The sequence below is a fragment of the Micromonospora sp. NPDC003776 genome (assembly GCF_053605645.1).
Map to the genome: position 1 here is coordinate 1 of NZ_JBSGJR010000490.1, position 5,435 is coordinate 5,435.

5 protein-coding genes and 1 pseudogene are annotated in these 5,435 nt (G+C 75.8%); 3 read left to right on the plus strand and 3 right to left on the minus strand.

Translation table 11 applies throughout. From position 1 onward, the window contains the following. Nucleotides 1–409, plus strand: a 409-nt coding sequence (locus ACWEVO_RS28995) for an HD domain-containing protein (RefSeq protein ID WP_452310655.1), incomplete at its 5' end; no start/stop codon positions are given. Nucleotides 410–427: 18 nt separating this feature from the next. On the opposite strand, the gene ACWEVO_RS29000 is transcribed toward ACWEVO_RS28995, so the two are convergent. Continuing rightward, nucleotides 428–712, minus strand: a complete 285-nt coding sequence (locus ACWEVO_RS29000; protein ID WP_452310656.1) for a DUF4031 domain-containing protein — start codon at nucleotides 710–712, stop codon at nucleotides 428–430. A gap of 57 nt (nucleotides 713–769) precedes the next feature. Here ACWEVO_RS29000 and ACWEVO_RS29005 point away from each other — a divergent pair, with 57 nt between their 5' ends. After that, nucleotides 770–2,170: an FAD-binding oxidoreductase gene (locus ACWEVO_RS29005; RefSeq protein ID WP_452310657.1), complete on the plus strand. Its 1,401-nt coding sequence runs from the start codon at nucleotides 770–772 to the stop codon at nucleotides 2,168–2,170. A 3-nt stretch (nucleotides 2,171–2,173) separates the two neighbouring features. Here ACWEVO_RS29005 and ACWEVO_RS29010 read toward each other — a convergent pair whose 3' ends face one another. Both ACWEVO_RS29010 and ACWEVO_RS29015 read right to left on the minus strand, forming a co-directional pair. Then, a complete protein-coding gene (locus ACWEVO_RS29010; RefSeq protein WP_452310658.1) occupies nucleotides 2,174–2,677 on the minus strand; it encodes a hypothetical protein in 504 nt (167 codons plus the stop codon). A 63-nt stretch (nucleotides 2,678–2,740) separates the two neighbouring features. Then, nucleotides 2,741–4,555 carry a glycerol-3-phosphate dehydrogenase/oxidase gene (locus ACWEVO_RS29015; protein WP_452310659.1) on the minus strand — a complete coding sequence of 605 codons (1,815 nt, stop codon included), beginning with the start codon at nucleotides 4,553–4,555 and terminating at the stop codon, nucleotides 2,741–2,743. A 79-nt stretch (nucleotides 4,556–4,634) separates the two neighbouring features. Here ACWEVO_RS29015 and ACWEVO_RS29020 point away from each other — a divergent pair. Continuing rightward, nucleotides 4,635–5,435, plus strand: a pseudogene (locus ACWEVO_RS29020) (S8 family serine peptidase); the annotation flags it as partial.

Here is a 5,435-nt window from a genome sequence, read left to right on the forward strand (position 1 = left end):
GCAGTCATCCCTCGATGAACTGGTAGTAGCGGACGATGCGACCGTGCCCAGCCCTGTTTTCGAACGGCTCGACGTATCAGCGGGGCAGGGCCTGGTGACCGAGGTACGCCGGCTGGTGCTGCTCACCGCCGGGCACGCGGTGCCGCCGGAGGACCCGGACGGCGCCCTGCTCTGCGACGCCGACCTGGCGATCCTGGCCGCCCCGCCCGCCGCCTACGACCGCTACGCCGCCGCCGTCCGGCGGGAGTACGCGCACGTCCCCGACCCGGCCTTCCGGGCCGGCCGCGCCCAGGTGCTGACGGCCCTGCTGGCCCTTCCCGCCCTCTACCGCCTCCCCGAACCGCACGCCCGGTGGGAGTCCGCGGCCCGCGCCAACCTGGCCCGCGAACTCGCCACCCTGCGCGGCTGACCGCCCGGGAGACGCACGTCACGCCACGAGTCGGGCCGGCGGGCGGTGCAGGTGTTTCGGGCGGCGCAGGCCGGAGGCGTGGAGGAGGCGGACGATCTCGCGCGACGGGACGACCCGCGCGCCGAGCCAGACGGCCACCGGGAACCGCTCGGCCGGCAGGTCGTAGTGGTCGCGGTCGAAGGCCCGGCGGGGCGCGCCCAGCGCTTCGGCGAAGGCGTGCAGCTCGGCGTACGAGACGTCGCTGACCAGGTGTGACCAGAGCCGGCCCCGCCAGGGCACCGCGGGCCGGTCGACGTACAGCATGGCGACCAACGGTACGCCCGGTTGATGATCACGCCGAGCCGACCTAGCCTTCCCGGCATGGTCGCCAACCCCCTCGTCGACGAGCTGCGGGCCACCCTGGGTGACGCTGCCGTGCTGACCGATCCCGACCTGCTACGCGGCCACGAACGGGACGAGGCCGACCTCTGCGACGCGGGTACCCCGCTGGTGGTGGTGCGCCCGCGCAGCACCGAGGAGGTCGTGGCGGTGGTCCGCGCGGCGGGCCGGCACGGCGTACCGGTGGTGCCGCAGGGGGCGCGGACCGGGCTGGCCGGCGCGGCGAACGCGGTCGACGGCGGGGTGCTGCTGAGCACCGTGGCGATGGACCGGATCCTGGAGATCGACCCGGTGAGCCGGATCGCGGTGGTGCAGCCCGGCGTGGTGAACGCGACGCTGGCCGGGGCGGTCCGCAAGCACCAGCTCTGGTATCCGCCGGACCCGGGCTCCTGGGAGTCCTCCACCATCGGCGGCAACGTCGCCACCAACGCCGGCGGCATGTGCTGCGTCAAGTACGGGGTGACCACCGAGTACGTGCTCGGCCTGGAGGTGGTGCTCGCCTCCGGCGAGGTGCTGCGGACCGGCCGGCGGACCGCCAAGGGGGTCGCCGGCTACGACCTGACCCGGCTCTTCGTCGGCTCCGAGGGCACCCTCGGCGTGATCACCGAGGTGACCGTCTCGCTGCGGCCGGCCCCGGAGGAGTCGCTCACCCTGGTCGCGGTCTTCCCCACCACCGCCGCGGCCGGCACGGCGGTCGCGGGGATCGCCGAGCGCGGGCTCACCCCGAGCCTGCTGGAGCTGCTGGACCGGACCCACCTGCGGGCCATCGAGGCGTACCGGCCGATGGGGCTGCGCGTCGACGCGGAGGCGCTGCTGCTGGCGGCCGTGGACACCGGCGCGCGGGCGGCGGACGACCTGGCCCGGCTCGCCGAGGTGTGCCAGGCGGCCGGCGCGGACGAGGTGTACGCCGCCACCGACGCGGCCGAGGGGGCCGCCCTGCTCCAGGCCCGGCGGCTGGCCCATCCGGCGATGGAGAAGTTCGCCGCCGACACCTTCCCCGGCGGCAACGGCGGCCTGGTCATCGACGACGTGGCGGTGCCCCGCGGCGCGCTCGCCGCGCTGCTGGACGGGGTGGCCCGGATCGCCGAGGAGTGCGCCGTGCCGATCGGCGTGGTCGGGCACGCCGGCGACGGCAACATGCACCCGAACATCGTGGTCGACCGCGCCGACCCGGAGAGCGTGGCGCGCGGCCGGCGGGCTTTCGACGAGATCATGCGGCTCGGCCTGGATCTCGGCGGCACCTGCACCGGCGAGCACGGCGTCGGCCTGCTGAAGCGGGACTGGCTGGCCCGCGAGATCGGCCCGGTGGGGGTACGGGTGCACCAGGCGATCAAGGCGGCGCTGGACCCGGCGGGGTTGTTCAACCCCGGCAAGGTGTGCTGACCGTCAGCCCTTGTCCTCGGCCGGCGTGGTCTGGGTGAGCAGCAGCAGGATCTGGTAGGCGACCGGTGGCTTGGGCTCGCCCGGACAGTCCTGCATGGTGACGGTCAGCCCGGGGGTGATCAGCAGGCTGGAGGTCAACGCGTCGATGCAGCCCTGCTTGTACTGGCGGGCCTCGTCGGTCTCCTTCGCCAGGACCGGGTCGGTGAGCATCCGCTGCAACCGCTGGGTCTGCTCCGGGTTGAGCTGACCGGTCGAGTCGACGCCGTCGCCCGCGCAGTCCCGGCACTGCCACCGGCCGCTCGGGTCCACGTCGAGCGTCCGGACCGGACCGTCCGTGCCGAGTCGCTGCACCAGCGACACCCGCTGCCCCGCCGCCGCGGTCGGCGCTCCGCCCGGGGGTGTGGTGGAACCCTCGGCCCGGCCGAACAGGGAGCAGCCGGCGAGGGGGATCGCGAGCAGGACACCGGCGGAGAGTGCGAGGACGCGCGACCAGGATGGGCGAACCACGCACGGGAACCTACACTTCCGTAGGTAGCGCCCGGTACCCTCCGGACCGACGTTACCCGCCGGTCACCGGGCAGACGGCAGCTCGGCGCTGTCCCCGTCGACCCCCCGATCGGCCGCGAAGCCGCGGACGTCCGGCGCGCCCAGCCGGGCCGCGTCGGCCGCCACGTCGTCCGGCATCTCCTGCGACAGCCGCTCCGCCTCGACCCGGGCCCGGTAGTGGGCGACCTCGCGGGCGCGGGTGGCGTCGTCCCAGCCGAGCACGGCTCCCATCAGCTCGGCGGCGTGCTCCGCCGACTCCAGGCCGCGGTGGCTGGTCTCGAAGGAGATCCGGGTACGCCGGGTCAGCACGTCCTCCAGGTGCAGCGCCCCCTCGGCGCGGGCCGCGTACGTCACCTCGGCGGCCAGGTACTCCGGGGCGCCGGCGAGCGGGGAACCCAGCAGCGGGTCGGCGTCGATCAGGGCGAGCAGGTCCCGGATGAGCGTGCCGTACCGCTCCAGCAGGTGCTCCACCACGCCGACCGGCAGGCCGTGCCGGCGGGCCAGGTCGGCCCGGTCCCGCCACATCGCCGTGTACCCGTCGGCGCCGAGCAGCGGCAGGTCGGCGGTGCGCGACGGCCGGGCCCAGCCGAGCCGGTGCACCGCCCGGTCGACCACGTCGGAGGCCATCACCCGGTACGTCGTGTACTTGCCGCCGGCCACCAGCAGCAGCCCGAGCATCGGCTCGACCACCGCGTGCTCCCGGGAGAGCTTGGAGGTGGAGTCCGCCTCGCCGGCCAGCAGCGGGCGCAGCCCGGCGTAGACGCCCTCGATGTCGGCGGTGGTCAGCGGCCGGTCCAGCACCGTGTTGACCTGCTCCAGCAGGTAGTCGATGTCCTTGGCGGTGGCCGCCGGATGGGACCGGTCCAGCCGCCAGTCGGTGTCCGTGGTGCCGATGATCCAGTGCCCGCCCCACGGGATGACGAAGAGCACGCTGGTGGCCGTCCGGAGGATCAGGCCGGTCTCGCCGGTGATCGCCGAGCGGGGCACCACCAGGTGCACGCCCTTCGAAGCCCGGACCCGTACGCCGGGGCGCAGCCCGACGTCGTTGAGCATCCGGGACATGTCGTCGCTCCACACGCCGGTCGCGGCGATCACCGTGCGGGCGCGTACCTCGAACTCGGCGTCCGGCGAGCCGGCGGGCGCCTCCAGGTCGCGGACCCGGACCCCGGTCACCTCCCGGGCCTGGCGGATCAGCCCGACCGCCCGGGCGCTGGTCACCACGGTCGCGCCGAGGCTGGCCGCGGTGCGGGCCAGGGTCACCACCAGGCGGGCGTCGTCGACCTGCCCGTCGAAGTAGCGGATCGCACCGGCCAGCTTGTCGGGTCGCAGGCTCGGGAAGGCCCGGCGGGCGCCCTCGCGGCTGAGGTGCCGGTGCAGCGGCATGCCCCGCCCGCCACCGAAGACCCCGGCGAACGCGTCGTAGGCGGCCACCCCGGCGCCGTAGTAGGAGCGGCGGAAGAACCGCCGGGGCAGGTCGCGCAGGCCACCCTCGGCCGGGAGCGGGACCAGGATCGGCACCGGGCGCACCAGGTGCGGCGCGAGCCGGGTGGCGAGCAGCCCGCGCTCGGTGAGCGCCTCGTGGACCAGGTGGAACTCCAACTGCTCCAGGTAGCGCAGGCCGCCGTGGATGAGCTTGCTGGACCGGCTGGAGGTGCCCGCCGCGTAGTCGCGGGCCTCCACCAGGGCCACCTTGAGCCCCCGGGACGCGGCGTCGAGCGCCGCCCCGGCTCCGGTCACCCCGCCACCGATGACCAGCACGTCGAACCGCTCGGCCCGGAGCCGGCGCAGGTCGTCGGCGCGGCGCTCGGCGGAGAGCTGACCGGCCACGGATCGGGACACGTTGGGGTCGCGCACCCGTCCACCGTAACCGTCCGGGCGCTGCGGCGACATCTACCGGCCGGGCCGTACCGTGAAGGTCATGCTGCCCGGTCCGCTCGCCGCCCCGCCTCCGCCGCCGGTTTCCGGGCCCCGGGAGGGCGGGCCGTGGCCGGTCGTGGCCGCGGTGTTCACGGGCGTCTGGGCGGTGCTGGTCACCGTGGCCGGCCAGGTGGCCGGCTGGGTGTTCGACCAGGCGGTGCTGACCGCCGGCCGGGACCGGCTGGTCCTGCTCTGGCCGGTGATCGCGCTGGCCACCGTGCTGCTGGTGGGCGCCCCGGTGCTGGCGCTCGCGCTGCTCCCCCGCTCCCCGGCGGTCCGGACCACCGGCCGCGTCTGGCTGGTCGCCACGCTGGCGCTGGGCGCGGCGACCCTGCTCCGCGCGCTGCCGCCGGTGCACCAGGAGGCGTACCTGGCCGCGCTGGCCGCCGTCGCCGCCCTGCTCGCGCTGCTCGTCGGCCGGCGGTCCCGCGCCGAGGTCGCCCCGGCGGACGGCGGGCGGGCCGGGGTGCGCCGGTTCGATCCGGTCACCCTGCTGGCGGTGGCCGCCGGGCTGGCGGTGCTGCTGCCCTGGGTCTGGGTGGGCGCGCTCGGCGGCTTCCTGGAGACGGTGCTCGCCGGGCTCGCCGCCGCCGCGTTCGGCGCGCTCGCCGGAGTGCTGCTCGACGCCGGGTTCTGGGACCGGTTCGCGGTCGGCGAACCGGCCCGGCCCGCCCGGCTGGTGCTGGTCGGCGGCCTGGTCGCCGGGGTGGCGCTGGTGCTGCTGGCCGCCGGGGCCGGGCAGTCCGGCGCGCAACTGCCCGGGCTGTTCCTGCTGCCGCCGCTCGGCTTCGTCCTCGGCGCG